Here is a 1167-nt window from a genome sequence, read left to right on the forward strand (position 1 = left end):
AAAAAAATGAGGTTCATTGGTGCAAAAAATCTCCCAAAGGCAACACTTTTTAATATTGAACGTCATTGAATTAGAAAAAAAACAACTGTAGCCAAAAAACTATATAATATGCATAATTATTTGTCAGAGAAGTTCTTTAACCAAATAATTCTATTTTTCACATTGAGTATAATTTCTATAAACGGATTTTCTCAAACTCATATCGTTCCAATTTCTGCTACCACAACAGCTGGAGAATTTGGAGGAGGAACAGAAATTGAGAATATTTTTGATCAAGCAACTGGTTTTTCCGATCCGCTTGTAGACGCTTTTACAAATACGTGTTCAGTTGGTGCTTCTCAAGCTTATATATCAGCCTATGGTAACACAACTGGAACATTAACCGTTGGTATACCAGTGTCAACTATTGATGCACTTCATGTTTGGAATGGCTGGTCAACTGCTTGCGAATTGAATCACTCTTTAAATAATCTTACGTTAAGCTTTTACGATGGAGGTACTTTATTGGGAACGGAAACAATTACCGTTCCAATGCCTGATGGTAGCGGACTCGGTTTCGTAGTGCCTTTTGGTTCCACTTATGTTGATGTTGATGAGGTAACAATTGTAGTGAATAGCCTCCATGGAGGTAATGAAATAGGAATTATTGAGTTGGGTTTTCGATCGGGTGAGGTTGCCTGTGACGACATGCTTACAACAGTTTCAGCAACAGAAGTTTGTTTAGGGGAAGAGGTGACCTTAGAAGCGACTTCAACACATGGCGGAACAATTACTTGGGACGGAGGGGTGACAAATGGAGTAGCTTTTGTACCACCTGTTGGTGTGACAACGTATACCGCAACAAGCGATAGTGATGATGATTGTGACTTTTCAGTGGAGATTACAGTTTATGATTTACCCGTTGTTTCAGGAACTGCTGATGCAACTGAAATTTGCTTAGGAGATGAAGTGATTTTGACCGGATCAGGAGCGGTGACCTATATCTGGGATGGAGGTGTTACTGATGGAGTGGCTCATGAACCATTAACAGCTGGAATTAATACTTTTACGGTAACCGGAACAGATGCTAATGGTTGTGAGAATACAGCTACGGTAGATGTTGATGTACTCGCACCACCAGCTATTGATGCAGGTGAGGATGTTGAAGTTTGTGAAGGTGGAGCGGTA

General features: G+C 39.9%; 1 protein-coding gene. It reads left to right on the forward strand.

The features are described 5' to 3' along the window. Positions 1-108 precede the first annotated feature (108 nt). Positions 109-1167, forward strand: a 1059-nt coding sequence (locus tag A8143_RS16530) for a hypothetical protein (RefSeq protein WP_139134421.1), incomplete at its 3' end; no start/stop codon positions are given.

This window comes from Crocinitomix algicola (assembly GCF_001661595.2).
GTDB lineage: Bacteria > Bacteroidota > Bacteroidia > Flavobacteriales_D > Crocinitomicaceae > Crocinitomix > Crocinitomix algicola.